This is a genomic window from Lacrimispora sp. YZC11, from assembly GCF_057543815.1.
Genome location: NZ_BAAJYQ010000021.1, coordinates 79,673 through 105,290, shown reverse-complemented (window position 1 = coordinate 105,290; position 25,618 = coordinate 79,673). Strand labels below are relative to the sequence as shown.

Here is a 25,618-nt window from a genome sequence, read left to right as displayed (position 1 = left end):
CTTACTTCTGGTCTTCGCTAAGAGCCAGCTCTAAGTCTACCTCTAAATCTCCTGTAAAAATCTGATCTTCTTTACCAAGGGCTCCCGGTACGATAGAGAAGGTATTGGAGATACCATCCTGGGCATCTCTGAACGGAAGCTTTGCAACCGATGCAAGGGAAGCGACGGCGCCGTGGGTATCTCTTAGGTGCATTGGATTGGCCCCAGGTGCAAAGGCTTCTCCCTTCTTACGTCCGTCAGGAGTCGCTCCTGTATTTTTACCATATACTACATTGGATGTGATTGTCAAGATAGAGGTTGTTGCAAGGCCGCCCCGGTAGGTATGGTTTCCTTTTATATAGTTCATGAAGGTGTGAACCAGGTCATTTGCAATCATGTCTACCCGGTCATCGTTATTGCCGTATTTTGGGAAGTCTCCCTCTACGATATAGTCAACCACGATTCCGTTTTCATCCCGGACGGTCTTTACCTTGGCATATTTGATGGCGGATAAAGAGTCAGCCACTACGGAAAGCCCGGCAATACCGGTTGCGAACCAACGGGTCACCTTTTTATCGTGAAGAGCCATCTGAATGCGCTCATAGCTGTATTTGTCATGCATATAGTGGATGATGTTCAAGGTATTTACATAAACCCTTGCAAGCCAGTTCATCATATCCTTATAGGCAGCCATAACCTCCTCATATTCCAGGTACTCGGAAGTGATGGGACGGTATTTGGGGCCGACCTGTTTTTTGGTAACTTCATCAATGCCGCCGTTAATGGCATATAACAGGCATTTTGCAAGATTGGCACGTGCGCCGAAGAACTGCATTTCCTTACCAACTCTCATGGAAGATACACAGCAGGCGATGGCATAATCATCTCCATGTGTCACTCTCATCAGATCATCGTTCTCATACTGAATGGAAGAGGATTCAATGGAGGTCTTTGCGCAGAAGCGCTTAAAGTTTTCCGGGAGCTTTGTGGACCAGAGCACGGTTAAGTTCGGCTCAGGAGCTGTTCCCAGATTATGAAGGGTGTGGAGGTAGCGGAAGGAAGACCTGGTCACCAGATGGCGCCCGTCGATGCCGACTCCTCCGATGGATTCTGTTACCCAGGTAGGATCGCCGGAGAACAGCTCATTGTATTCCGGAGTACGGGCGAATTTGACCAGACGAAGTTTCATGATGAAATGGTCCACAAACTCCTGGACCTCTTCCTCGGTAAAGGTTCCTTCTTCTAAATCTCTTTGTGCATAAACATCAATAAAGGTGGAGGTGCGGCCTAAAGACATGGCTGCTCCGTTCTGCTCCTTGACAGCGGCAAGGTAGGCAAAATACAGCCACTGGATCGCCTCTTCTACATTGGCGGCCGGTTTGGAAATATCAAAGCCATAGATTTTCCCCAGCTCTTTTAATTCTTTAAGGGCGCGAATCTGCTCGGAAAGCTCTTCTCTTTCCCGGATCACGTCAGAGTACATTGTGGTACGTGTTGTATCCTTCTGCTCTTCCTTATCCGCAATCAGGCGGTCAATGCCGTAAAGGGCCACCCGGCGGTAATCTCCGATGATGCGGCCGCGGCCATAGGCATCCGGAAGGCCTGTGATGATGTGGTTGGAACGGCAGTCACGCATTTCCTGGGTATAAGCGTCAAAAACACCGGCATTGTGTGTCCTTCTGTGAATCGTAAAAAATTTCTTAACTTCAGGATCAATGGTATAACCATTATCCGCACAGGCTTTTTCTGCCATACGGATGCCGCCGTAAGGCTGTAAGGAACGCTTGAAAGGCTTATCAGTCTGAAAGCCTACGATTGTTTCTTTGTCTTTATCTAAATATCCCGGTCCGTGAGAGGTGATGGTGGAAATGTTCTTTGTATCCATATCCAGTACGCCGCCTGCCTCCCGTTCCTGTTTGGATAAATCCATAACCTGCCCCCAAAGAGCGTTTGTTGCTGTAGTCGGTCCGGCAAGGAAGGAATCATCGCCGTCATAAGGAGTGTAATTTTTCTGTATAAAGTCCCTGACGTTGATCTCCCGTTCCCAAACACCGCCCGTGAAAGCTCTCCATTCTGTTCTCATAGTATTGTTCCTCCGTAAAATCAACTGTATAAGTGTAAATTATAAATGAGTGCCGGCAAAGATTATAATTCATACAATCTTTGTATGAATACATTATATATGAATACTGTATACAATGTCAAGAGTACTTATTGAGAAAAATTTATCAGAAGAGAGTCTGGAGGAAAAAAAGGAATTTAGTCCTTGCTAATCAGGAGGAAAAGTATTATATTATAAAGACAGTAAGTACAATTTTTTAAGGAGGAACACAAGATGCAGATCCAGAAGGATATGTTAATAGGCGCACTGCTTGAAATGGACGAGAACGTTGCACCTATGTTAATGCGCGCAGGCATGCATTGCCTCGGCTGTCCGGCATCTCAGGGTGAGTCCCTGGAGGAAGCCTGCCAGGTTCATGGAATAGACTGTGATGTTCTGGTTTCCCAGATTAATGAAGTGTTATCAGAAAGATAGAATATGTTACAGGAGGCTGTCCTTAAGGACTAGCCTCCTGTTTTTTGTGCGGGCAACGAGCCGGGCGAACATGCTTGCATGTTCATTTGGCGACTGCCGCGACAGCCATAAGAATTTCGCGAAGCGGGTTTCTTATGGCTGTCGTTTTTCTTCCCTGTAATGCTTTGGGCTGACGCCGAATTCCTGCTTGAATATCTTGGAAAAGGTTAAAGGGTTATGATATCCGATGCCTGTGGCGATTTCCTGAATGGATAAGGATGTGGTGGCAAGCTGATGGGCGGCAATGTTAAGCCGGAACCTCATTAAGTACTCCTGAGGTGAAACGTGAAGCTGTTTTTTGAATATTGAGGTTAAATAGGAGCGGTTGATCCCGATGTAGTCTGCGATGTCCTGGACCTTGATGCGGTCGTAGTTCAGCTTGATATACTGAAGGGCATAATCCACATAAGTATCAATGGAATAGTCGTACTGGTTCTTTTTAATAGTTCTTATGGTATTCTGCATTTCGATGAGGGTGGACAGTATCTCGTATAAGTATCCCACCCGCTTGATTTCATTGGCAAAAGTCAGTTCGCTGGTATCCAGTATTTTGTGTATCATGGGAAGATAAAGCTGATTGGGAATCTGGGAATGGATGGCTGGGAGCTGTGCGGATAAGCCCACATAGCTTAAATAAGCCTCCGCCATTTCTCCGTCAAAGGTGATCCACATGTATTCCCAGGGGTTTTTGCAGTCCGCGTTGTAAAGAACGGGATAGCCCTTAGGAATGAGGAAAATGTCATCGGTTTTTAAATCATGCCGTTTTCCATCGATTTCCAGGGAGCCTGCACCGCCCAGCACAAAGTGAAGGTGATATTCATTTGGAATTTTATGATCATAGGTGTATCCAGGCGGACACTGCTGGATTCCGCAGTGGACCAGATACAGATCGTTGGTCTGCCGTTTGATGTTCCTTAAGCAGCGGAACCCGGCTACATTTTTATATGTCGTTTGTTTTTCACTCAAAGATATACCCCCTCAAAATGGTGAAAGACCCTGTCAGACGATCCGCTTTTATTAGGATGTTTGATAGGGTCAAGTATACAGGCATTAAGTGCAACATGCAAATGATTATTCCTGGGAGATTCGTTTAATGGTACATTTTCATGTAGTCACCATGAGCTGCAATGAGTTCATCCACCATGGAGCGGATATCTTTTATGTTCAGTTCGGCAGCGGTGTGAGGATCCAGCATGGCTGCCTGGTAAATGGTTCTTATATCTCTGTTACGGGCTGCCTCTATGGTGAGAAGCTGGGGATTTATGTTTGTCATGTTCATGGCTGCCAGCTGGGTGGGAATACGGCCCACATGGCAGGGAGTAATTCCGCTTCCGTCTACCAGACATGGAACTTCTACGCAGGCATCGGCAGGAAGGTTATCGATCAGCCCCTGGTTCAAGACACTTGCGCCGATCTTGTAAGGCTTATTGGTCAGAATTGCTTCCATGATATAGGAGGCGTATTCATGGGAACGGGCATGGGTGATCTGTCCGTTGTTAAGTATAGAGTTCTTTTCTTCCTCCCACTCGTTGATCTGCTTGATGCAGCGCCTCGGATACTCATCTAAGGGGATCAGGAAATCTTCGATCATTTCCGGGTATCTGGATTTTATGAACAATGGATTGTATTCCGCATTGTGTTCGCTGGATTCCGTACAATAATAGTCTAAATGGTTGATGTATTCAAAGCGGACCATATCCTTATGTTTTTCTGTCTGGTTTTTCTCAAGGGCCTTCTGACGGATCATGGGGTAAAGGTCGTTTCCATCTCTGTCATGGAGCTTTAAGAGCCAGGCCATATGGTTAATTCCTGCAATTAGTTCTGTTCGCCCTTCCAGCTTATCTTCCATATCAAGTCCCTTTAATAAGGTTTCTGAGCATACCTGGACACTGTGGCATAAACCAATGGTTTTAATGGACGTGTAGCGCTGCATGTATCCAGTTAGGATAGCCATGGGATTGGTATAATTTAAGAAGTAAGCATCCGGACAAACATCTTCCATGTCTCTGGAAAAATCCTCCATAACGGGAATGGTCCTTAAGCCCCGCATGATGCCGCCGATCCCAAGGGTATCCGCGATGGTCTGCCTTAAGCCGTACTTTTTAGGGATTTCAAAATCAATCATGGTACAGGGATCGTATCCGCCCACCTGAATGGCGTTCACGACAAAGGTGGCGCCGGACAGGGCTTCTTTCCGGTTTTCCTCTCCCAGATAAGTCTTTATATCAGCCCGTCCCTGATTTACATTTTTGTTGATTGCATTTAAAATGAGCTCCGAATCCGAAAGGCGGACCGGGTCAATGTCGTAAAGAGCGATTACAGCGTCCTGGAGTACCGGAGTGCACATGCAGTCACCTAAGACATTTCTTGCAAATATCGTGCTTCCTGCCCCCATAAAAGTTATTTTTACCATGTTCCTTCCTCCTTGTTTTTCTTGTCTGTCTGATGAGGATATTGTATAATTGCAGTAGAAAAAAAGATAGGACGTTTGTTTCATAAAATTGTCGTTTTGTTGTATGGAGGGATAAGCATGAATCAATGGTTAAGGGGACTGACGATCTATTACTGCGGATATGAACAGTGCTCATCAGGACATTTTTTCGGACCTGCGATCCGGAAGCATTACCTGATGCACGTAATACTCCGGGGAAAGGGAATCTACCGGACAGGAGGCGAAGAATATGCCTTAAAGGAGGGAGACGCATTTTTAATCAAGCCCCAGGAGGTCACTTATTATCAGGCGGATAAGGACGAGCCCTGGGAATATGCATGGGCGGCTTTTGCAGGTACTGAGGCAGAACGGCTTTTAAGTGAATACAGGCAGGTGGAAAGCGGTTATGTTTACCATTTTGATCATGGTGATGAATGGCGGACCGATATGGAACGGCTGGTGACCGCTTTTCAGAGCGGAGGACATAATATGGATGAGATGACGGGGCATCTTTATCTGCTGTTTTCCCGGCTTCCTAAGCTCGGCAGGGAAGTGGGAGAGTATGAGCAGAGCTATCTGTCCAGGGCGGAAACGTATATACGCCATAATTACAGCTATCCCATTCAGATCGGGGATGTGGCAAAGTATGTGGGCATCGACCGGACCTACCTGTACAGACTTTTTATGAAATATAAGGGGATTTCGCCAAAGCAGTATTTAACAGCCTACCGGATCATGGAGGCAAAGCGTCTGCTGGAGGATACGGGCCTCAGCATAACGGAAACCGGTTTATCCTGCGGCTTTCACGATGCCTCGGTATTCTGTAAAAGTTTTCTTCAGACGGAGGGAGAGTCCCCTCTCCAATATCGGAAGAAGATGAGGGAAGAGGTTCGGTAAATATAACAAAACACCATGTACCTATCACATTAGTCTATGTAATATAGATGAAAAATGGTTTATAATCAAATTTGAACAGATAAAAGTATACAAAAAAAGGTTGTAAACTCAGTTTTAACTATATAAACTGACCAATTAAAGGGAGGTAGCAAAATGAAGCGTAAATGGTGGTTAACAGCAGCAATGGCAGCGGTTATGGCAGCAGCACTGGTGGGCTGTGGAAGCAAGACCGGGAAGGAAACTGCTCCTGCAAGCTCAGGAGAAACAACACAGGCAGCGGAAAGCTCCGGAGAATCTGGAAATACCGTTGCTCAGGGGACCCTGACGGTTGCAATCTGGGACAAGAACCAGGAGCCGGGACTTACGGAGATTATGAAGGATTTTACAAAGGAAACGGGAATTAAAACACAGATTCAGGTAACCCCATGGGAACAGTACTGGACCATGCTGGAGGCAGGAGCAACCGGCGGATCTCTACCCGATGTTTTCTGGATGCATTCCAATGAGATTGCAAGGTATTCCGAATATGAGATGCTTTTGGACTTAACAGACCGGATCAAGGAAAGCAAGACGCTGGAAATGGATAAATTCCCTAAGGACATTGTACAGATCTATAATTGGGAAGGTACAAAACAGTATGCGGTGCCAAAGGATATCGATACCATCGCGCTCTGGTACAACAAAACCATGTTTGATGAGGCTGGAATCCCCTATCCCAACAAGGATTGGACCTGGGATGATTTTGCAGCAGCAGCAAAAAAGCTGACCAAAGCGGACGGTAGCCAGTTTGGATTTGCCTTAAGGCCCACCAATGACCAGGCAGGCTGGAACAATATCGTTTATGATATGGGCGGCTATGTAATCAGCGATGATAAGAAATCTTCCGGATTTGACCAGCCGGGAACCATTAAGGCCTTAACGTTTATCACGGACCTGATGAAAGAGGGATATACGCCGCCGTATGAAGTGATGGCAGAGAATACAGAGGAAGCTTTGTTTGAAGCCGGCAAGGTAGCCATGATTACAGCTGGCTCCTGGATGCTTCCGGAGCTTTGCAATAATGATTACGTAAAGGCAAACTGTGACATTGCAGTCCTTCCAAAGGATGCGGCTTCCGGAAAGAGGATCTCCATTTATAATGGACTGGGCTGGGCGGCTTCCGCCAATACCGGCATGCCTGAGGAATCATGGAAGCTGATCGAATACATGGGATCAAAGGAAGCTCAGCAGAAGCAGTCTGACCTTGGAATCGTTATTTCCGCTTATGAAGGAACAACGGATAACTGGATAAAGGCATATTCAGGCTTTAACCTTCAGGCATACTTAGATATGATGAGTGACCTGGTCATCAGGCCATACTCCAAATCAACGGTTGCCTGGAACAATATGAGCCATGAAAAATTGATTGATGCATGGACCGGAGCCAAGAGTGTGGATGATGTCTGCAAGGACATTGCTCAGGAAATGAATGCCATGCTGGCACAAGAATAGGAGGGGCTGGGGAGGCAGGCTTGTAAAGCGCCTCCCCTTTTTAACCGAATTAAGTAGTGAAGCGGATTGCGAATATCCGCTTGACAAAGAATTACGGAGGGTCTGCATGAACAAAAAATCAAAGGTATCAAGGCGGGAGAGAAGTGAATTTTTATGGGGGTGGATGTTTTTGCTGCCCACCATGGCGGGTTTAATCATTTTAAACATCATCCCCATTTTCCAGACCATTTATCAAAGCTTTTTCAAGACAGGAGCTTTTGGAAAAGGCAATATATTTATTGGCCTTGACAATTACCGGAAGCTTTTCAGTGATGGGACCGTATGGCAGGCTTTGTGGAATACATGTAAATATGCATTGGTGGAGGTCCCCTTTTCCATTGCCATCGCCCTTGTGATAGCGGTCTTTTTAAATGGAAAGATCCGTGGGCGCTCTATATGGCGGACCATTTATTTCCTGCCCATGGTAGCAGCTCCTGCCGCGGTGGCCATGGTCTGGAGATGGCTTTATAATTCGGAGTTCGGACTGCTTAACCATATCCTGCGGGGAATGGGCTTTTCCGGAGTGAACTGGATCTCCAATCCCAATATTGCTTTCATCTCAGTTGCCGTTGTAGGAATCTGGTCCGTGATTGGTTATAATATGGTGCTGTTTTTTGCAGGTCTTCAGGAAATACCCCGGGACTACTATGAAGCGGCGCAGATTGACGGGGCGGATGGTATCAGCCAGTTTTTTACGATTACATTGCCCTTAATATCGCCTACCATGTTTTTTGTGACCGTGACAAGAGTCATAGGGGCCATGCAGGTGTTTGACAGTATCTATATGATGATGGGAAGAAACAATCCGGCGCTGGGAAAGACCCAGTCCCTGGTATATCTTTTCTATAAATATTCCTTTATTGAAGGAAACAAGGGATACGGCTCTTCCATTGTCATGCTGCTTCTTTTGGTGATTCTTTTAATAACGGTGATCCAGATGTTTTGCCAGAAAAAATGGGTGAACTATAGCTAGGAAAGGAGAACTATGGATAAGAATAGAAAAATCAGATCAGGTATCGTTTACTTCATCCTTGTCGTAGGGTCCGCCATTATGCTGGTGCCCTTTTTATGGATGTTCTTAACAGCCTTTAAAAGCACATCAGAGGCCACCCAGATGAATCCATTCATCATCTTTCCAACTGTATGGAGGAAGGAAGCATTTCTTTCGGTGGTGAGCAAGATGAATTTTTTACGGCTGTACTGGAACACGCTCGTGCTCATTGTGGAACGTGTCATTTGTGCGGTTCTTACTGCAACCATGGCGGGATATGCCTTTGGACGCCTTAACTTTAAGGGAAAAAATCTGGCCTTTTCTCTGGTTCTGTTTCAGATGATGGTGCCATCCCAGATCTTTATCATTCCACAGTACTTAATGGTGAGTAAGCTGGGAATGCTAAATACTTCCTTTGGTCTGCTTTTCCCGGGGCTTGTGACGGCCTTTGGAACCTTCCTGTTAAGGCAGGCCTACATGGGGCTTCCCTCTTCCTTAGAGGAAGCGGCCAGGCTTGACGGCTGCAATATCGGCCAGACCTTTCTCTATGTGATGGCCCCCCTTACAAAATCCTCCATGGTGGCTCTTGGTATCTTTACCGCGCTGTTTGGATTTAAAGAGCTGATGTGGCCTTTGGTGGTCAATACGGAGCAGAATACCATGCCCTTGTCTGCCGCTCTTGCAAAGCTGCAAGGACAGTTTGAAACAAACTATCCGGAGCTTATGGCGGCATCCTTGCTGGCCTGTATCCCCATGATTATCATATATCTTATATTCCAGAAGCAGTTTATAGAAGGAATTGCTACATCAGGAGGAAAATTATAAAAGGAGTCTAATTATGCCTATCATTTATCATGAACAAGCGAAAGAATTTCACCTGTACAACCAGTCCGTGAGTTATATTATTCAGATCATGGCGAATGGACAGCTGGGAAATCTGTACTATGGGAAACACATCACGGACAGGGAGTCTTACGCCTATCTCCTTGAGACAGGAGAGCGTGCTCATGCTGCCATAAGCTGTCCGGAGCCGGTCAGCTTATGTCTTCAGTATACCAGGCAGGAATATCCGGCATATGGAACTGGAGATTACCGGTACGGTGCCTGCACCGTCAGACAGAAGAATGGCAGCAGGATCACAAACTTTACCTATGTGTCCCACTGTATTTTTGAGGGAAAACGCTCCATAGAGCCTCTTCCAGCCACCTATGTAGAGGGAGAAAAGGAGGCTTCCACCCTGGAGATCACCCTTCATGATGATGTGATGGATACGGATCTGATCCTTTCCTATACCATCTATGAAGAGATGCCGGTTCTTACAAGGCATGCCCGGTTTGATCACCACGGCAAGGAGGAGATCATCCTCATGACGGCAATGAGCGGAGCTGTTGACCTGCCGGATTGCGATTATGAGATGATTCAGCTTTCCGGGGCATGGTCCAGGGAGAGGTATTTGAAAAGGCGTCCTGTGGAACAGGGTATTCAGTCCATCTACAGCATGAGAGGGATCAGCAGCGCGGAGCATAACCCATTCCTGGCCCTGGCTAGAAAAGAGACTACGGAAAAAAGCGGCCAGGTATATGGTTTCAGCCTTGTGTACAGCGGAAGCTTCTTAGGCCAGGTGGAGGTCTGCACCCATGATACCACCCGGGTGCTCTTAGGGATCCATCCGGATACTTTTGAATGGCCTTTGAAAACAGGGGAATCCTTCCAGACTCCGGAGCTTGTGATGGTATATTCGGAACAGGGGCTTTCCTTTATGAGCCAGATTTTCCACCGCTTATACAGGACCCGGCTTGCGAGAGGATATTGGAGAGACAGGGAAAGGCCGGTGCTTTTGAACAACTGGGAAGCAACCTACATGGATTTCAATGAAGAGAAGATTCTCGACATTGCCAAAAAGGCAAAAGAAACGGGCGTTGAGCTGTTTGTTCTTGACGACGGCTGGTTTGGTGAACGCAATGACGACCACAGGGGTTTAGGAGACTGGTATGTGAACAAGGAAAAGCTTCCGGAAGGGATTTCCGGATTGTCGGAGAAGGTGGAGGCCCTGGGTTTAAAATTCGGTTTGTGGATCGAGCCGGAAATGGTCAATAAAGACAGCCATTTTTATGAGGCTCATCCAGATTGGATCCTATCCGTACCCGGCCGCTATGATACACCCAGCAGGAATCAGCATGTCCTTGATTTTTCAAGAAAGGAAATTGTTGATGCTGTTTACGGTATGCTGAAGGATATCATTGCCAATGCAAAAATCTCCTATATCAAGTGGGATATGAACCGGTATCTGACGGAATGCTATTCCAGAGGAACCGCCCCTGACGGGCAGGGAATGGTAATGCATAAATTTATACTGGGAGTCTATGACTTATATACCCGGCTCACCAGGGAATTCCCGGAGATCCTGTTTGAATCCTGTGCCAGCGGAGGGGCCAGGTTTGACCCTGGAATGCTTTACTTTGCTCCCCAGGCATGGTGCAGTGACAATACGGATGCCATGGACCGGTTAAAGATCCAGTACGGGACTACCATGGTTTATCCCATATCCAGCATCGGAGCCCATGTCTCCGCGGTTCCTAACCATCAGGTTCACAGGATAACTCCTTTGGATTCCAGGGGAAATGCAGCGATTTTCGGAGCGTTTGGATATGAACTGGATTTAAACCATCTTACTCCCGGGGAAATAGAGCTGGTAAAGCAGCAGATCGCATGCTATAAGAAGTACCGTAAGCTTATACACCAGGGAACGTTTTATAGGCTGAAAAGTCCATTTGAAGGAAATGACACGGCATGGATGGTGGTGTCTGAAGATTTAGAACAGGCAGTCGCCGCCTATTACCAGGTTTTGAATCCGGCCAATGCAGGCTGGCTGCGGCTGAAACTCCAGGGCCTTTGCGAGGATATGGTGTATCAAGTTTCCCTGCCGGGAGAGACCGGTGAATATTATGGAAGCGAGCTTATGTACGCGGGTATTCCCATTGACAGAAGCCGTCTCTTTAAAGAGTCAGGGGACTTTGCTTCTTTCCTCATCTTTATTAAGAAAAAACCAGAATAAGAAAAAAAGTCCAGGCAGGCATTGCCTGGACTTAATTAATGTAATAAATTACATTACTGTTAAGTAATCTATCTTTTTATTGAAAAATATTTTATAGCATGCTATAATTCCTAAAAATAATGCATTATTCCTTAAAAAATGAATGTAGGGGATGAATACAATGAAGGATCATAATGTACACTTAACACTGATTGACCGAATTATACTGGATTCCTATAAGATCATGATGGAAGGGCTTGCAGATTATCTGGGGGGAGGCTATGAGATGGTGCTTCATAGTCTGGAGGATACGGAACATTCCGTCATTAAGATCATCAATGGACACCATACAGGACGTACGGAAGGAATGCCGATTACGGACCTGGCCCTTCAGATGCTGGAAGAAATTGAAAAGGATGGCGAAAAAAGTTACATCTCCTATTTTACCAAGAACAAAAAAGGAGAACCATTAAAATCCTCCACCATTGTGGTGCGGGGAGAGGAAAAACGGATTATCGGTCTTTTATGTATCAATTTTTATTTGAATACAGGTTTTTCTGAGATCCTGACCAGCTATATCCCCGCAATATCTACTCATTCCCTGGTTAAAACAGAAACTTTTGCTAAAAATATGGATGAATTAATTTTCAGCAAAGTCCAGGAGGTTCGGAAAACGGTATTGGCAGATGACGGGATACTTCCGTCTCTTAAAAATAAGGAAATCATAAATTCCCTGCATCAACAGGGGGTTTTTACCATGAAAGATGCGGTTGTAAAAGTAGCTGACTATCTTGGAATATCTAAAAACACCGTATATATGCATATTCGGAATGTGGGAGTAACTACAGAAAAAAAGAACGAATAAACATTAATACAGTGAAATCGGTTGATAATGAAAAGTCCTGCAGGTTTTTGTGAAAAATGACAAAGAACCTGCAGATTTTTTTGTTTAATTGTTAGAAAAACATAATAATATTGCAATTAAGAAGTATCTATGATAAAATAAATTACATCAGATAAATGAATACAATAAAATTTATTTTATTCGTATGAAAGGAAGGTATTGATATGGAGGAAAGTAAAAAGAGAAAGAAGCTGGGACTGGTACCAAGGCTGATCATTGCAATTATCATTGGTATTCTAATTGGTATGTACTGTCCCAGTTTTGTAACTTCGATATTGATTACAGTATCAGATTTATTTAAACAGTTTTTAATGTTTATCATCCCGCTTATGGTAGTGGCTTTTGTTACTATGGGAATTGCGGACTTATCTCAGGGAGCCGGAAAGCTGCTGGCATTTACCGCAGCGATTTCCTATGCTTCCACGCTGCTGGCAGGTAGTGCATCTTATGCTGTAGCCAGTACGTTTTTCCCCTCTTTTGTGAATGAAGAGGTCGTTGCAAAAGTTGCTTCTGCAAGTGACAAGGCGATCAGCGGATATTTTTCCCTGGAAATCACACCGTTACTTGAAACAACAGCTGCTGTTGTACTGGCCTTTGTACTGGGAGTATGCATCAGCACCATGCGTGGCAAAGAGATCGGAGATGCCCTGTATAATGTGTTCAAAGAGTTTTCTGAGATCATTACAAAGGTACTGAACCGGGTGATCATTCCAATTCTTCCTTTGTATATCTGCGGAACCTTTGCCAAGATGACGTATCAGGGAACTACCTTTGCGATTATGTCAGTGCTTTGGAAGGTATTCGTGATCGTGATACTGCTTCATTTAATCTATCTGCTTGCAGCTTTTACCTTAGCAGGTATATTGACAAAAAGAAATCCGTTTACCATGTTAAAGAACCAGTTACCAGGCTATTTAACTGCGATTGGTACCCAGTCTTCTGCGGCTACCATTCCGGTTAATATAAAATGTGCGGAAAGCAATGGTATTTCAGAAGAAATCCGTAATTTCGTAATTCCGCTGTGCGCTAACATTCATATGGCAGGTTCCATGATTACAATTACCTGCTGTGTGACCGCTACCCTGCTCATTTACGGCATGCCTCATGGATTCCTTACCCTGTTCCCATTTATCTGTGTGCTGGGAGTAGCCTTAGTTGCATCTCCGGGAGCTCCGGGTGGTTCTATTTTTACGGCGACTCCATTCTTCCCGATCGTTGGAATCCCTGCAGTAGGAGATATTGCCAGCCTTCTTCAGGCAATGTACATAGCACAGGACAGCTTCGGAACTGCATGTAACGTATCCGGAGATAATGCGATCAGTGCGCTGGTTGATATGTACTACCACAAATATATTAAGAAAGATAACAAAGGCTAAGGTGATTGCGAAAGGAGAAGGCTGTTTATGCCATCTATCAGTATTTTCGAGGTAATCGGCCCTAATATGGTAGGGCCATCCAGTTCCCACACTGCGGGTGCTGTGGCAATTGCTCTTCTGGTTAAAAAAATGTTCAACGAGCCCATTAGCGAAGTGGAGTTTGTTTTGTATGGTTCTTTTGCAAAGACCTACAAAGGCCATGGAACCGACCGTGCGCTTCTTGGCGGCATCCTGGGGTTTGAAACTTATGATTTAAGAATTAAAAATTCCTTCCAACTGGCTGATGAATGCGGGATAAAGTATTCCTTCCGAGTGGATGAAAAAGAAACAGAAGTTCATCCAAACACAGTAGAGATCCATGTGTCTGGAGAAAAGGGCGGAACGATATCGGTCCGCGGTGTCTCCTTAGGAGGCGGTAAAGTTAAAATTATCAGGATCAACGGCATTGATGTAGACTTTACTGGGGAATATTCCACACTGGTTATACGCCACCTGGACTATCCCGGCATGGTGGCCTATATTGCCACCAGTTTAAGTGAGCGCAATGTAAATATTGCTTTCATGCGCCTGTTCCGGGAACAGAAAGGGGCGACGGCTTACTCTGTTGTGGAATCTGATGAGGAAATCCCGCAGGAATTGCTGGAAAAGCTGCGGGAACATCCGAAAGTGGAAGATGTTATGCTTATTCAGGTTTAGGAGGCTTTTATGGACTTTATATCAGGAAGTGAATTGTTGAAATTATGTGAGGAAAATCACTGCCGGATTTCAGAAGTGATGCGGGAACGTGAAGCCAGTGAGTTCGGTGCCGATCCGGAGGAGACCATAAGCCGGATGAAGGAAGCTTACCGGATTATGAAGGAAGCCTGTCACAAGCCATTGGATGAGCCTGTGGCTTCCATCGGCGGATTGATCGGGGGAGAAGCTGCAAAGGTACGGAACAGAAGGAGATCGGGAAAATCCATATGCGGAAGCATGCTGTCCAAGGCGATAACCTATTCTCTGGCCGTTCTGGAAGTAAATGCTTCCATGGGCCTTATAGTGGCCGCGCCTACAGCCGGAAGTTCCGGAGTGCTGCCTGGACTGCTGCTTGCTTTGGAAGAAGAATTTTCCTTAGATCACGAACAGATCATTGATGGCCTTTTTACAGCAAGTGCGGTGGGCTATCTGATTATGCGGAATGCTACCGTGGCCGGAGCACAAGCCGGCTGTCAGGCTGAGGTTGGCGCTGCTTCCGCAATGGCTGCAGCGGCAGCAACGGAAATCATGGGCGGAACGCCAAAGCAGTGCATGGATGCGGCTTCCTCAGCAATCGTGAATCTCTTAGGGCTGGTCTGTGATCCGGTAGCCGGTCTGGTGGAGTACCCCTGCCAGAGCCGTAATGTTCTGGGAGCTTCCAATGCACTGGTATGTGCAGAAATGGCATTATCAGGAGTAGAGCAGTTCATACCATTTGATCAGACGGTGGACACCATGATGATGGTGGGACGTTCGATCCCATTTGAATTAAGGGAAACTTCCCTTGGCGGATGCGCGGCTACTGAGGCCGCTTGTAAGAAAACCTGTGAGATTTTTAAAACAAAATAAAAAATTATATGATAAGCGGTACCGGTTTTGCAAAATCGGTATCGCTTTTTATTGCATCGATAAAAAAAAGTTGCGAATGCAACCACTTTATGTTATGCTGATTATCATCTTTAAAAAAGATGAAATGCCGTCCTTAAGGCTTGGAGGTGGAAAACATGTACGAGCACAAGGAAATCGGGAAATATTTCTCGATTATCCAGAGACTGAACAATATGTATTTTGCAAATCAATTATCTTCTTATCAGATAGGCTGTGGACAACAGTTTTTTTTATTGCAGATTTTTAAAAAACCGGGCATGAGCCTGCACGAGCTGGCTTCTTTTGGCCATTACGATAAGGCCACCGCCACCCGTGCGGTAAAGAAACTGGAAGAAGAGGGATATGTTGTGACGGAAATGGCACAGGAGGATAAACGCATCCGGAGGATTTACGTTACGGACAAGGCAGCTGCTGTTGTGGAGAAGACCTTGGAGAGTGTTAATGAATGGGCGGATATTATATTAAAAGGGTTTACCAAAGAGGAACGTGATGCAGCGGAGCAAATGCTCATCCGCATGGCTTGCAACGCTCTCGATCACATCGTGGAACAGAAAGGAAAGGAATAGAACATTTTATGGAACAAAACAGGATAAAACAGGGGGAAAATCCCCTGGGATATAAGCCAGTCGGGCATTTGCTGCTGCAGTTTGCACTTCCAGCAATTGTCGCCATGCTGGTAAACTCGATTTACAACATTGTTGACCAGATCTTTATCGGTCAGGGCGTTGGGTATCTGGGAAATGCGGCGACCACCATTGCATTTCCGATTGTCACCATCGTTTTAGCCATATCGACTCTCCTGGGAGCGGGGGGAAGCGCCTATGCAGCCATTAAGCTGGGGGAAAAAAATGAGGAAGAGGCGGACAAGACTCTTGGAACCGTTTTCCTGTTGACCCTGGCAGCCAGCATAGCAGTTATGGCTGTGGGATTCCCGCTTATGACACCTATGTTAAGGATTTTTGGGGCGACCGCCAATACCATGGAGTATGCAAGACAGTACACTTCTATCATATTACTGGGCACACCCTTTAACATGCTCTCTGTGGTGCTGAGCAATATGGCCAGGACAGACGGGAGTCCTGCCTTATCCATGTATGCCATTTTAATCGGCGCTGCTTTAAATACTATTCTGGATCCAATTTATATTTTCGTATTTCATTGGGGCGTGACCGGAGCGGCCATTGCCACCATTACTTCCCAGATCATTTCCGCAGTTGTGCTGGTGCTGTATTTTGTATACAGAGGAAAGCATATGCGCCTTCATAAAAACAGTTTACGCATTGATAGGAATATCTGCATGCTGGCCCTGCCTCTTGGGATCTCAAGCGGCATCACCCAGGCGGCGTCTACCATTTTGCAGGTTGTCATGAACAATTCCCTGGTGTATTATGGAAACAAGACGGCCATTGGCGGCGATGTGGCTTTAAGCGCCATGGGTGTTGTAAATAAGATCGGAATGATCCTTATTTCCATCTGTATTGGGATCGGCATCGGCTCACAGCCCATTCTTGGGTTTAATAAGGGGGCGAATCAGCCAAAGCGTGTGAGAAAGACCTTTCTTTCAGCGGCTACGGCAGCAACCATAGTTGCCTTTACAGGCTGGCTGGCCTGCCAGCTGTTCCCAAGGCAGATTTTAAGTCTGTTTGGGACGGAGGATGTGCAGTTCACCCAGTTTGCCATCCGCTGCCTGAAGGTGTATATGCTGGGAATCTTTTCGGCCGGTTTCCAGGTTGTGACCACCAGCTATTTCCAGTCAACGGGACAACCTTTAAAGGCTTCCGTTTTATCTATGCTGCGTCAGCTTTTGTTATTGATCCCGCTGATCCTTATCCTTCCCCTTTCCTTTGGGCTGGAAGGAATTCTGTATGCAGGGCCTGTGGCGGATATTACCTCAATGATCATCGTAAGCCAGTTTGTTCTGTATGAACTTAAAAAATTAAACAGATTATGTAAAGAATCGTAACACATGGAATACAGGGAAAGGAGAGATGGAAGCCATGAGTATGAAAACGGAGATGGCAAGGATTTTTGCAGGACTTAAAAAAGCGGATAAGAAAATGGCGCTTGAGCTGGAAGAGCCGTCCAGAGGCAGGCCGGCGCTGGCCCAGGAACGGTTTACAAAAAGGGTGCGTGTAAAAGCCTGGAACATGGATGGTTTTCCCGGAGTCACCATAAACGGAAGCTATGCAAAGGCTGCCCATATCCTTATGCTGCCTGGAGGCGCCTATACCCTGGAGCCGTCAGAGCGATACAGGGAAATGGCAGAGCGTTTTGCCATAGAAAAGCAGGTGAAGGTTACCATACCTTACTGCCCTTTGGCGCCGGAGTATACGGCCTTAGATGTCCACCGGTATTTAGTCCGGGTCTACAGCTGGCTTAGGCTGGAGTATCCGGAAGATGAATTTTTCCTGTTCGGGGATTTTTCCGGCGGAGGTCTGGCTCTTTCGTTTTTACAGGAGCTGCGGGACATAGGGAACCTTCCTATGCCGGTAAGAACCGCCGTGGTTTCCCCATGGCTGGATATTGCTCTTAATAATCCGAAGATAAAGATCGTGAAAAAAACAGATCCCATCCTTCCCGTGGAAGAGTTAAAAGAAGCCGGTGCCCGCTACTGCGGTTCTTTGGAACCGGATCATCCCTTTGTCTCTCCTCTTTATGGGGACTGGGATCATCTGGGGCAGATTCTGGTATTTTCCGGAACAGAAGAGATTCTTACGCCGGATTGCGAGCTTTTGGCGGAAAAAGCAGGAAAATTGCAGGGAACAAAAATCATTTATAAAAAAGGGGCTAAGATGATTCATGACTGGATTTTGATCCCGTCCAAGGAAACTGATGCCACTTTTGAGTTGATTTTTGCATTTTTTCTGGAAGAAGCTTTGGGATTTTAAAAATGAGGTTCGGCCCTTAATCTGGGCCGAACCTCATTTTGGTTTGTGATGAAGTACTATGAACAAAGGAACGGATTAAAGTTTTGCCAGAGACTGAAGGGCGTGGCCTTCAATCAGCACCTCGTAATGTTCCCTGTAGTACGCTTCGGAGGCGTAGTCCTGATGAATCTTGGAACCATATTCTGCAAGCAGGTTGCATACACGGCTGAAATCTAAAGATTTGTCAGGGGTGTTCCTGATCACCAGATAATACTGTCTGGTATCAGGTTTTTTATATAATGTATTCTCGCCATCGTAAACCTGTCCGATGGTCCTTGCAGCATCAGAAATCTGATCCAGGCTCTGAAAACAATAGATTCGTATAGAGGAAGCACTTGATTGCTCTTTTGACTCTTCTTCTTCCGGTTCTTCTTTCTTGTCAATCCCTAACAGGTTTAACAATCCATCGGCGCCTTCTAAAAGTTCGCTTGCTAAGTCTCCAGGCATGGAATCCAAGTCTTCGTCGGATGACGGTGAAAATTTGGCAAATCTTGTATCTAATTCTTCCGGATCTTCAATTTTTGTGATTACTAACATCACACTTTCGTTGGACAATGGAATTGCTTCTACCATGAGAGGAATGTCTTCTGCTTCGAATCCCACTTCGTTAGAGGCTTTCTGAATCATCTCGCGGAACAGGTTGCGGGCTTTTTCACTGCCATAGGCAAGCTCGCCTAAATTTAAGTTTCTGACGCTTAAATCAAAGCTGGTAAGCGTACAGCGAATTTGATTTTCGTTAATACGTTCTATCTTCATAGGATCACTTCCTGTTCTTTTTAAAATGGTGAATGAATATTTACATACTTCCTCAACATAACTATACTATATAATATAGCGAAAAAGCAATTACTATGTGAAAAAATTTATATAATTTTAAGGTTTGTATGTTAATAACCGGGAATCCTATTTGATTATTGGAATTTCCCGGTTTCATTTTTGGTATAATGATATTTTTATATTTTTTATGTTGCTTCTTCGGTATATTCGATTGGTGATTTGGAAGGAAACAATTATACACAATATTTGTCATATTAATATTAAAAGAACAAATCCCAAAACCCACATATTATGGAGAGTTTTAGGTTTGTTCTTATTTTTGTTTTATTTCCAAAGTAAAAACCATACCTTTTATGATTCGGCTATAACGGAGGTGTTTTACAAAGAATAAAAATTTACACAGGGCTTAGAATGTTAAATAATATGATACATCTATTATGTCTGCCGTAGCCTGGAAGAATCAGGTGAATAAATATTTCATTGGGATGAACCGTATTCCATTTACAAGTTGTTCGGTGTCTGTATCCGCAAATCCCAATTTATGGTATACCTCAACTGCATAAGGTGATGAATTAACCGTCATTTCCCGATAAAGACCAGCTGCCTTGTAGAAAGATGTTATGGTGTTGAACAATTCTCGCCCGATTCCTTGTCGGTGATGCTTTTTATCCACAAACAAAAGTGAAATATGGCACGGTTGTCTGGTTGCAGCCACTCCCACAATATCCTCACCGGAGAAGCATCCCCAAAAACGCATTTCATTATCAGAGATCTTTTGTCCAATAGAATTCAAATCAATAAATTTCTTAAACTCCTGAATGCCTTCATCTGAATAATCCGGGGCTTCAAATTCCAGAAAAACTTGCCAAATCAAGTCCAATGCACCATATTTCTTTATGGAGTCTATATTCATTCGGGCTATCATATAATCCTTGACCATATTTGCACCACCTCACAAATTCGTGTATTATCTCTGTGCTTGATTCGATTATAGCAGAAAAACACTATTGGTGAAAGGAATTTTACCATGTATAAAAGGTGGTTCATTACTGCTTGGTTAAATGGTATAGGTTCTGGGTCCCTCCGTAAAACTGAAAGTTTCCACCTCTTCAACATCAATGTAGAAAAGCTCAAAAACAGGATTATCGGGTGTTCTGTACAGGCCCTTTATGCCGGGATTCTCGTCCAGCGCACGGGTTTTTAAGGAAATATCGTTGACAAAGACAGCCTTACCGTTGACAGATACCACCGGCGTAAAGTTGGCGGGGTAGGTACAGAAAGAAACATAGGGGCTGGCTTTGATCTGGTCGTAGACCGGCTTTTCGTTGCTGGTACAAAAATATACCTGATTGCCGTCTGTAAACAGGTACTGGAACACCCGGGTTTTCACCTTGCTTCCATCTTGTGTCGCCAGGACACCGTTGGGATTCTCCTTTAAAACAGCTGCATAATCAATCATGACTGATCCTCCATTCTCTTATTGGCAAATTGTATTTTGCCTTGCTTTATGCTACAATTATAGTACGCACAGATCAAAGTACAAGTACGATTTTTTAGTATAGTAAGTATCTAATTGGATAGTAATGGAGGATTTATCATGAAAAATGAAAGTGAAAAAAAAGACTTGTTTGGTATCTGCCCCTATTTTACCTCTCAAAAGGTATTGAGCGGAAAATGGGCGTTGCTGATTCTTCACCATTTAAGTGAGCAGACACTGCGGTTTAAGGAGCTGGAGCGTGAATTGGCTCCCATCACCCAGGCAACACTTACAAAACAGTTACGTAATTTGGAAGAACATGGCTTAATCACCCGAACCGTTTACAATACCATCCCGCCCAAAGTGGAATACTCCTTGAGCGAACTGGGCAGTCAATTTAAGCCGGTATTGGACAGCTTAGAAAAATGGGGAGATTTATACATTGCCCACATGGAAAGAAAAGATGTTTAGTAAGACAAAATCAATAAATATTATTATGATGAAACAAGTACATGCGGCATGGTTATGACAAACGTGCCGCTTGTTCTGATTATCGTTCATTTCTATGTAAAACTAGGTTTTAACGGCAGCTATAGTTAAAAACAAATGTGATTTATAGACAATTTTGAGGATTCCATAAAAAATAGTTGAAAAAACAAATGGAATATATTAGAATATACCCCAAGAGATGATATTGGACAGACAAAAGGAGGTGGTTTTAGTAAGTGCCGTTCTGTTTGGCAAATATCAGCTATACGGCATCTTGGGAACCGGACGGGCAGGAACAGTTTTTCTGGCGGTTCATCTTGGGCTTGAAGAGTACCGGGCGATCAAGCGGGTACCTAAAAGCTTTCTGAAATATGAACATCTAAGGCGTGAAGCACTTGTTCTTAAGGAGTTGCGCCATCCTGGAATTCCCATTATTTTTGACGTAGAGGAAGACGAATTTTATAGTTATTTAATCGAAGAGTATCTGGAAGGAGAATCTTTATATGACCTTGTGAAAAAGCAGGGCCATCTATCGCGGGAACTGGCCATATCATATGGAATCCAGTTGACCAGCATCATCAGTTACCTGCATCTCGCAGGACCAAACCCCATATTACATTTGGATTTACAGCCGAAGAACCTGTTATTGTGCCATGACACCGTTAAATTGATTGACTTTGGACTTGCCTCGTCCGTGGATGATGCAAATATGCCAGGAGAGCGGTACGGAACCGTAGGATGTGCGGCGCCGGAGCAGTATTCAAAGGATGGAGTACTGGATGAAAGAACAGATATATATGCCATTGGTGCTATCATCCATTATCTATTTACAGGAGAATTTCCAAAACTGCCCTATAAACCGGCTTCATCAATGGATGCCGATCTGGCTGCCGTCATGAAAGGGTGTATAAAAAAGGAAAAAGAAGAACGGTTTTCATCCGCACAGGAGCTGGGGACGAGGCTCGGACAGCTTAAAAACATGGGAACGGCTGCAAAAGACCGTCTACAATCATCATCTCTTACAATTGCTCTTGCAGGGAGCAAATCAGGGGCCGGAACGACTCATATTGGAATCGGCCTGTCTGTTTATCTTAGAAATCATGGATACCCCAATTTATTTGAAGAAAAGAATGACTCCGGCATGGGCTCCGGACTTGGTGACTATGCAGCCGCAAAGAGGGATCAGTTTGGCTTACTGAGGTATCAGGGCTTTATTTGGAGACCCTTTTATGGCCCGGGAGTGAAGTTAAAAGAACCGCCTTATAAGAACCGCGTTCTGGATTATGGAAAAAATGTTGAAGAGGCGCTGATGGGAAGCCCCGATGCGGTGATACTGGTATGCGATGGCAGCAGCTGGAGCAGAATTAGTGCCTTTTTCTCCGCGGAATATGTGATGAAAGGCCATATTTCCTATGGGATCGTATATAATCACGTAACCAGAGGAACCGGGATCAGGCTGCCTGAAGGGGCAGTTCCTTCCCGGTGCTTAAAGGCCCCTTATTATCCGGACCCTTTTGAGATGAATGCGGAAACAGAAGATTTTTACAACACTCTTCTAAAAGCAGTTTTAGAAATAAAAGGCAGGAAGAAAAGAGGAGGAAGTGGATTTGGAGGGCGGATCAGGGAGCGGATTTCCCGGATGATTCCAGGCAAAGGCCATATCCCTTGGAAAGGGTAGACGCTTTATGAATGGAAAGGTAAAAACGGTATGGAAGCTTATACATTCCGGTAAAAAGCCGGTCAGCCAGGAGACCATTGGGATCATTGGAACCGGTAGAGGAGTGGGAGTGACCCATTTTACGGTTATGACAGCAGGATACCTTGGAGGAGTTCTTAGAAAGCGGTGCGCGGTTTTGGAATGGAACAGCCATGGGGATTTCCGGAATTTAAGAAAGCTGTGCGCAAAGGAAAAAGCACAGGCCGGATGTTTTAAAGTACTGGAAGCGGATTATTATGAAAGAGCGGGGATTGATACGCTGTTATTGTGTAAAAAATCCGGCTATCAGGCAGTGATTGTGGATTACGGAACCGTAAAGGAAGGGAATCTGGAAGAATTTTTAAGATGCGACAGGCAATTTGTTCTCGGGAGTTTAAGCGAGTGGCAGCTGGAAGCGTTTCTGGAATTTGAGAGAAAGGGGAAAAAAGCGGAAAAAAGCTGGAAGACGCTCGTGTCGTTCGGCAGCGAGGAAGCCAGAAGGAATGGAGAAAAGAGGCTTAATATACCCATCGCCCGAATTCCGGTTTCAGTAGACGTGTTTGCTGTCACTGGTGATACCATAGGCTTTTATCAGCAGTTTTTTTAGACACTGGGGGAGGAATTGTGTCACGGCAAAATCCTTGTGGTCCTCCCCCCGGGCCTATGCAATACAAAAGAGAAATATAAGGGGATATGTGGATGAGAACAGAAGATGCCAGGGAAAGGAACCGGCAAACAGATAGAGGTCAGTATCTGGCAGGGCTTAAAAAATACCGTGATCAGGGAATTGCCATTCTTATAGATGGGGAAGAACTGCCGGAGGATGACTGGAATAAAATCTTTGAAATAAGAGAGGACAATAGTTTTTATATGGCCGATTATATTCCTGACGGAAAGACCGGAAAGCTGCGGGAAATAAGATTTGACCGGGTTTACAATCGGTGAATTTTAGTAAGTACCAAAAGGGACGCATGGGATGCCATCTTCAGCCTTAAGAAGGCAGTTTTAGTGCGTCAGGGCGGGAACAGGGGATTTGTAATGTAATGAAAATGTAAATTCCAAAAAATAAGAATTGTGATATAATGAGCGAAGATGAGCTTGCTCATCGGCGCGAACGGCGAATGCCGGATGCCGATCATGAACCGTATGTTCATGATCTAATCTAAAAGATAGTGCAAGCAAAAGATGATATGATCCATTATCAGGAGGAATGCAGATGAAGAAGAAATCAGTGCCGGTTCTTGCGGCGCTAGGATTAATTATGTTAGTGACCGCCGGATTTTTCGGGGTGCAGTTACTGGAACGGTATATTCCGTCAAAGGAACAGGCAGATATAGCCGAACTGCTGGGAGTAAAGGGAGATGAAGTGGCCCTTTATCTCAATGAGGATCTGCAGGAGGCAAAGGGCCTTTACCTGCAGGGACAAACCTATCTCCCTATTGAGCTGGTGAATGATATGCTGAATGAGCGGTTTTACTGGGACAGCAATGAAAATCTTCTTGTGTATGCCCTGCCGGACTCCATTGTCTATGCGGATCATTCCACGGTCGGGGATTCAGGGAAGCCCCTGATATGGGTGGATGAGAAGGGAGTTTATTTATCCATCGGTCTTGTGGCTAATTATACGGATATCCGCGTAACGGCCTATGACAGCGTTCAGAATAAACGGGTTTTTATAAATAACAGCTGGGATGCCCAGCAAAAGGCACTGGTTTCCGAGAAGGGCAATGTGAGGGTAAAGGGTGGAGTGAAAAGCCCCATTGTAACGTGGGTTTCTCCCGGAAGCCAGGTTACTGTCCTGGAATCCATGAAAAGGTGGGATAAGGTGCGGACGGAAGACGGATTTGTAGGCTATGTGGAACGCAAGCAGCTGGGTGATGTGACCAGCGAAGTTCCTGTAAGTACTTTTGTAAAGCCGGTTTACACCAGTGTTTCCATGAATGAACCGGTTTGTCTTGCCTGGCATCAGATGACTAACCTTGAAGGAAATGGTACTTTTGACAATCTGATCGCCAATACAAAAGGAGTCAATGTCATTTCCCCAACCTGGTATGAGCTTACGGATAATGAAGGAAACTTCCGGTCCCTGGCCCAGGAGGATTATGTAAAGAAAGCCCATGACAAGGGACTGAAGGTCTGGGCCCTCATCAATAATTTCAGCTCTGATGTGAATACGGAGGTCCTGATGTCAAAGACCTCCACCAGGCGGAAGTTGATTGAAGCCCTTATGTCGGAGGTGGACAGGTACGGTCTTGACGGGATTAACCTGGACTTTGAGGGGATCAAGGAAGAAGCAGGGGTCCATTATATTCAGTTTATACGGGAGCTTTCCATCCCTTGCCGCAAGAAGGGAATCGTCTTATCCGTGGATAATTATGTTCCGGCTCCCGGCAATCACTTTTATAACCGGAAAGAGCAGGGGATCGTGGCTGACTACGTGATTATAATGGGATATGATGAACATTATGCAGGCGGGGACGCCGGTTCCGTGGCATCCATTAATTATGTGGAGAACGGTATCAAGGATACCCTGGCCCAGGTTCCTAAGGAAAAAGTGATCAATGGGATTCCCCTTTATACAAGGGTGTGGACCGAGGGACCAGATGGAAAGGTTGCCTCTTCCGCCATGGGCATTGCCCGTGCAAAGGAATGGGCCAGCGAAAATCAAGTGGAATTATACTGGCAGGGGGAACTGGGCCAGTATTACGGAGAACTGCAGACAGAAGAAGGGCTTAAAAAGCTGTGGCTGGAAGAAGAGCGCTCCATAGGCTTAAAGATGGATTTAATAAAGCAGTATGGCCTGGCAGGTGTGGCCTGCTGGAAGCTGGGATTTGAACCGTCAGACTTGTGGGATGAAATCCGGCTTGATAAAAAATAAACAAATGACGTGGAATAGACAGGAAGGTCAGGTT

General features: G+C 45.2%; 24 protein-coding genes. 18 read left to right on the top strand and 6 right to left on the bottom strand.

What is annotated here, in order from left to right:
• Position 1: 1 nt before the first annotated feature.
• Positions 2–2,062, bottom strand: a complete 2,061-nt coding sequence (pflB, locus tag AC27IJ_RS25605; protein ID WP_312503045.1) for a formate C-acetyltransferase — start codon at positions 2,060–2,062, stop codon at positions 2–4.
• A gap of 252 nt (positions 2,063–2,314) precedes the next feature.
• Here pflB and AC27IJ_RS25600 point away from each other — a divergent pair, with 252 nt between their 5' ends.
• Positions 2,315–2,515, top strand: a complete 201-nt coding sequence (locus tag AC27IJ_RS25600) for a DUF1858 domain-containing protein (protein ID WP_312443857.1) — start codon at positions 2,315–2,317, stop codon at positions 2,513–2,515.
• Positions 2,516–2,647: 132 nt separating this feature from the next.
• On the opposite strand, the gene AC27IJ_RS25595 is transcribed toward AC27IJ_RS25600, so the two are convergent.
• Together AC27IJ_RS25595 and melA are read right to left on the bottom strand one after the other, a co-directional pair.
• Positions 2,648–3,520 carry an AraC family transcriptional regulator gene (locus tag AC27IJ_RS25595; RefSeq protein WP_312443859.1) on the bottom strand — a complete coding sequence of 291 codons (873 nt, stop codon included), beginning with the start codon at positions 3,518–3,520 and terminating at the stop codon, positions 2,648–2,650.
• A gap of 124 nt (positions 3,521–3,644) precedes the next feature.
• Complete coding sequence (melA, locus tag AC27IJ_RS25590; protein ID WP_312503046.1) at positions 3,645–4,967, bottom strand: alpha-glucosidase/alpha-galactosidase; 1,323 nt, start codon at positions 4,965–4,967, stop codon at positions 3,645–3,647.
• Between the two features lie 117 nt (positions 4,968–5,084).
• Here melA and AC27IJ_RS25585 point away from each other — a divergent pair, with 117 nt between their 5' ends.
• The 12 genes from AC27IJ_RS25585 to AC27IJ_RS25530 all read left to right on the top strand — a co-directional run bounded on the left by AC27IJ_RS25585 (position 5,085) and on the right by AC27IJ_RS25530 (position 18,228).
• Positions 5,085–5,882 (top strand): AraC family transcriptional regulator, encoded by a 798-nt coding sequence (locus tag AC27IJ_RS25585; RefSeq protein WP_487151400.1) that lies wholly within the window; start codon positions 5,085–5,087, stop codon positions 5,880–5,882.
• Between the two features lie 153 nt (positions 5,883–6,035).
• A complete protein-coding gene (locus AC27IJ_RS25580; RefSeq protein WP_487151398.1) occupies positions 6,036–7,373 on the top strand; it encodes an ABC transporter substrate-binding protein in 1,338 nt (445 codons plus the stop codon).
• 106 nt (positions 7,374–7,479) lie between these two features.
• Positions 7,480–8,385 carry a carbohydrate ABC transporter permease gene (locus AC27IJ_RS25575; RefSeq protein ID WP_312443867.1) on the top strand — a complete coding sequence of 302 codons (906 nt, stop codon included), beginning with the start codon at positions 7,480–7,482 and terminating at the stop codon, positions 8,383–8,385.
• A gap of 12 nt (positions 8,386–8,397) precedes the next feature.
• Positions 8,398–9,228: a carbohydrate ABC transporter permease gene (locus AC27IJ_RS25570; protein ID WP_312443869.1), complete on the top strand. Its 831-nt coding sequence runs from the start codon at positions 8,398–8,400 to the stop codon at positions 9,226–9,228.
• A 13-nt stretch (positions 9,229–9,241) separates the two neighbouring features.
• Positions 9,242–11,458 carry an alpha-galactosidase gene (locus tag AC27IJ_RS25565; protein ID WP_487151395.1) on the top strand — a complete coding sequence of 739 codons (2,217 nt, stop codon included), beginning with the start codon at positions 9,242–9,244 and terminating at the stop codon, positions 11,456–11,458.
• A gap of 160 nt (positions 11,459–11,618) precedes the next feature.
• Entirely contained in the window at positions 11,619–12,302 is a 684-nt protein-coding gene (locus AC27IJ_RS25560; RefSeq protein WP_312443872.1) for a helix-turn-helix transcriptional regulator, read from the top strand.
• Positions 12,303–12,505: 203 nt separating this feature from the next.
• The gene (locus AC27IJ_RS25555) at positions 12,506–13,717 is read left to right on the top strand and encodes a dicarboxylate/amino acid:cation symporter (RefSeq protein WP_312443874.1); all 1,212 of its coding nucleotides are present in this window, start codon (positions 12,506–12,508) and stop codon (positions 13,715–13,717) included.
• Positions 13,718–13,744: 27 nt separating this feature from the next.
• On the top strand, positions 13,745–14,413 hold the full coding sequence (gene sdaAB, locus AC27IJ_RS25550) for an L-serine ammonia-lyase, iron-sulfur-dependent subunit beta (protein WP_312443876.1): 669 nt from the start codon (positions 13,745–13,747) through the stop codon (positions 14,411–14,413).
• A gap of 9 nt (positions 14,414–14,422) precedes the next feature.
• Positions 14,423–15,301 carry an L-serine ammonia-lyase, iron-sulfur-dependent, subunit alpha gene (gene sdaAA / locus AC27IJ_RS25545; RefSeq protein WP_312443878.1) on the top strand — a complete coding sequence of 293 codons (879 nt, stop codon included), beginning with the start codon at positions 14,423–14,425 and terminating at the stop codon, positions 15,299–15,301.
• A gap of 155 nt (positions 15,302–15,456) precedes the next feature.
• Complete coding sequence (locus tag AC27IJ_RS25540; protein ID WP_312443880.1) at positions 15,457–15,906, top strand: MarR family winged helix-turn-helix transcriptional regulator; 450 nt, start codon at positions 15,457–15,459, stop codon at positions 15,904–15,906.
• Between the two features lie 8 nt (positions 15,907–15,914).
• On the top strand, positions 15,915–17,303 hold the full coding sequence (locus AC27IJ_RS25535; protein WP_487151391.1) for an MATE family efflux transporter: 1,389 nt from the start codon (positions 15,915–15,917) through the stop codon (positions 17,301–17,303).
• A 34-nt stretch (positions 17,304–17,337) separates the two neighbouring features.
• Complete coding sequence (locus AC27IJ_RS25530; RefSeq protein WP_487151389.1) at positions 17,338–18,228, top strand: alpha/beta hydrolase fold domain-containing protein; 891 nt, start codon at positions 17,338–17,340, stop codon at positions 18,226–18,228.
• 75 nt (positions 18,229–18,303) lie between these two features.
• Here AC27IJ_RS25530 and AC27IJ_RS25525 read toward each other — a convergent pair whose 3' ends face one another.
• From AC27IJ_RS25525 to AC27IJ_RS25515, 3 genes are all read right to left on the bottom strand, one after another.
• The gene (locus AC27IJ_RS25525; RefSeq protein WP_312443884.1) at positions 18,304–19,023 is read right to left on the bottom strand and encodes an adaptor protein MecA; all 720 of its coding nucleotides are present in this window, start codon (positions 19,021–19,023) and stop codon (positions 18,304–18,306) included.
• A 481-nt stretch (positions 19,024–19,504) separates the two neighbouring features.
• Positions 19,505–19,984 carry a GNAT family N-acetyltransferase gene (locus AC27IJ_RS25520; protein WP_312443885.1) on the bottom strand — a complete coding sequence of 160 codons (480 nt, stop codon included), beginning with the start codon at positions 19,982–19,984 and terminating at the stop codon, positions 19,505–19,507.
• Between the two features lie 117 nt (positions 19,985–20,101).
• A complete protein-coding gene (locus AC27IJ_RS25515) occupies positions 20,102–20,503 on the bottom strand; it encodes a pyridoxamine 5'-phosphate oxidase family protein (RefSeq protein WP_487151387.1) in 402 nt (133 codons plus the stop codon).
• A 138-nt stretch (positions 20,504–20,641) separates the two neighbouring features.
• Between AC27IJ_RS25515 and AC27IJ_RS25510 the strand changes: the two genes are divergently transcribed.
• The 5 genes from AC27IJ_RS25510 (at position 20,642) to AC27IJ_RS25490 (ending at position 25,584) form a co-directional block, all read left to right on the top strand.
• On the top strand, positions 20,642–20,992 hold the full coding sequence (locus AC27IJ_RS25510; protein WP_312443888.1) for a winged helix-turn-helix transcriptional regulator: 351 nt from the start codon (positions 20,642–20,644) through the stop codon (positions 20,990–20,992).
• Positions 20,993–21,215: 223 nt separating this feature from the next.
• Positions 21,216–22,688: a serine/threonine protein kinase gene (locus AC27IJ_RS25505; protein WP_487151384.1), complete on the top strand. Its 1,473-nt coding sequence runs from the start codon at positions 21,216–21,218 to the stop codon at positions 22,686–22,688.
• A gap of 7 nt (positions 22,689–22,695) precedes the next feature.
• Positions 22,696–23,313 carry a hypothetical protein gene (locus AC27IJ_RS25500; protein WP_312503056.1) on the top strand — a complete coding sequence of 206 codons (618 nt, stop codon included), beginning with the start codon at positions 22,696–22,698 and terminating at the stop codon, positions 23,311–23,313.
• A 92-nt stretch (positions 23,314–23,405) separates the two neighbouring features.
• Positions 23,406–23,651: a hypothetical protein gene (locus AC27IJ_RS25495; protein ID WP_312443893.1), complete on the top strand. Its 246-nt coding sequence runs from the start codon at positions 23,406–23,408 to the stop codon at positions 23,649–23,651.
• A 265-nt stretch (positions 23,652–23,916) separates the two neighbouring features.
• Positions 23,917–25,584: a glycosyl hydrolase family 18 protein gene (locus AC27IJ_RS25490; protein ID WP_442913719.1), complete on the top strand. Its 1,668-nt coding sequence runs from the start codon at positions 23,917–23,919 to the stop codon at positions 25,582–25,584.
• Positions 25,585–25,618: the final 34 nt, after the last annotated feature.

Excerpts from the sequence above, each read along its gene's own strand:
- pflB (WP_312503045.1), bottom strand. The coding sequence starts at position 2,062 with ATGAGAACAGAATGGAGAGCTTTCACGGGCGGTGTTTGGGAACGGGAG.
- AC27IJ_RS25600 (WP_312443857.1), top strand. The coding sequence starts at position 2,315 with ATGCAGATCCAGAAGGATATGTTAATAGGCGCACTGCTTGAAATGGAC.
- melA (WP_312503046.1), bottom strand. The coding sequence starts at position 4,967 with ATGGTAAAAATAACTTTTATGGGGGCAGGAAGCACGATATTTGCAAGA.
- AC27IJ_RS25585 (WP_487151400.1), top strand. The coding sequence starts at position 5,085 with ATGAATCAATGGTTAAGGGGACTGACGATCTATTACTGCGGATATGAA.
- AC27IJ_RS25580 (WP_487151398.1), top strand. The coding sequence starts at position 6,036 with ATGAAGCGTAAATGGTGGTTAACAGCAGCAATGGCAGCGGTTATGGCA.
- AC27IJ_RS25575 (WP_312443867.1), top strand. The coding sequence starts at position 7,480 with ATGAACAAAAAATCAAAGGTATCAAGGCGGGAGAGAAGTGAATTTTTA.
- AC27IJ_RS25570 (WP_312443869.1), top strand. The coding sequence starts at position 8,398 with ATGGATAAGAATAGAAAAATCAGATCAGGTATCGTTTACTTCATCCTT.
- AC27IJ_RS25565 (WP_487151395.1), top strand. The coding sequence starts at position 9,242 with ATGCCTATCATTTATCATGAACAAGCGAAAGAATTTCACCTGTACAAC.
- AC27IJ_RS25560 (WP_312443872.1), top strand. The coding sequence starts at position 11,619 with ATGAAGGATCATAATGTACACTTAACACTGATTGACCGAATTATACTG.
- AC27IJ_RS25555 (WP_312443874.1), top strand. The coding sequence starts at position 12,506 with ATGGAGGAAAGTAAAAAGAGAAAGAAGCTGGGACTGGTACCAAGGCTG.
- sdaAB (WP_312443876.1), top strand. The coding sequence starts at position 13,745 with ATGCCATCTATCAGTATTTTCGAGGTAATCGGCCCTAATATGGTAGGG.
- sdaAA (WP_312443878.1), top strand. The coding sequence starts at position 14,423 with ATGGACTTTATATCAGGAAGTGAATTGTTGAAATTATGTGAGGAAAAT.
- AC27IJ_RS25540 (WP_312443880.1), top strand. The coding sequence starts at position 15,457 with ATGTACGAGCACAAGGAAATCGGGAAATATTTCTCGATTATCCAGAGA.
- AC27IJ_RS25535 (WP_487151391.1), top strand. The coding sequence starts at position 15,915 with ATGGAACAAAACAGGATAAAACAGGGGGAAAATCCCCTGGGATATAAG.
- AC27IJ_RS25530 (WP_487151389.1), top strand. The coding sequence starts at position 17,338 with ATGAGTATGAAAACGGAGATGGCAAGGATTTTTGCAGGACTTAAAAAA.
- AC27IJ_RS25525 (WP_312443884.1), bottom strand. The coding sequence starts at position 19,023 with ATGAAGATAGAACGTATTAACGAAAATCAAATTCGCTGTACGCTTACC.
- AC27IJ_RS25520 (WP_312443885.1), bottom strand. The coding sequence starts at position 19,984 with ATGGTCAAGGATTATATGATAGCCCGAATGAATATAGACTCCATAAAG.
- AC27IJ_RS25515 (WP_487151387.1), bottom strand. The coding sequence starts at position 20,503 with ATGATTGATTATGCAGCTGTTTTAAAGGAGAATCCCAACGGTGTCCTG.
- AC27IJ_RS25510 (WP_312443888.1), top strand. The coding sequence starts at position 20,642 with ATGAAAAATGAAAGTGAAAAAAAAGACTTGTTTGGTATCTGCCCCTAT.
- AC27IJ_RS25500 (WP_312503056.1), top strand. The coding sequence starts at position 22,696 with ATGAATGGAAAGGTAAAAACGGTATGGAAGCTTATACATTCCGGTAAA.
- AC27IJ_RS25495 (WP_312443893.1), top strand. The coding sequence starts at position 23,406 with ATGAGAACAGAAGATGCCAGGGAAAGGAACCGGCAAACAGATAGAGGT.
- AC27IJ_RS25490 (WP_442913719.1), top strand. The coding sequence starts at position 23,917 with ATGCAGATGAAGAAGAAATCAGTGCCGGTTCTTGCGGCGCTAGGATTA.